Origin of the sequence: Enterobacter sp. ZOR0014, from assembly GCF_000798855.1 — a bacterium.
GTDB classification, from domain to species: domain Bacteria; phylum Pseudomonadota; class Gammaproteobacteria; order Enterobacterales; family Enterobacteriaceae; genus Enterobacter; species Enterobacter kobei.
This window is the reverse complement of the sequence record NZ_JTLF01000359.1, coordinates 1-345: the sequence shown is the minus strand read 5'-3', so window position 1 is coordinate 345 and position 345 is coordinate 1. Positions and strand designations below refer to the sequence as shown.

The following is a 345-nucleotide window of genomic DNA, read 5'->3' as shown; positions in this document are numbered from 1 at the left end:
TGAACATCCCCACAAACGGCGACCATGAAAGCCACCATCCCCAGTATAATAATGTCCAGCCCCCCAGCCAGTTGCTCGACTTAGGTTCATACGCATAAAGGTTGAACGTTTTACTCACCAGCTCCGACAGATAACCCCCCGTATTTTCCACAAATGACTTCAGCAAAAGCACAGTGGGACCCAGGCACAGGACCAGCGCCAGGAGCAACACCGCCAGGCCCAGATTAAGCTCAGACAGGATGCGTATTCCCTTGTCCAGGCCGGACACCACCGAAATCGTCGCTAACCCCGTGATGACCACGATCAGAATGACCTGCACCGTTTCATTGATGGGCACCCCGAAAA

Annotated in this window: 1 protein-coding gene; it reads right to left on the bottom strand. The window is 53.6% G+C overall.

The features are described 5' to 3' along the window. A partial coding sequence (locus tag L977_RS20380) for a BCCT family transporter (protein ID WP_047624852.1) occupies window positions 1-345 on the bottom strand: 345 nt, incomplete at both ends.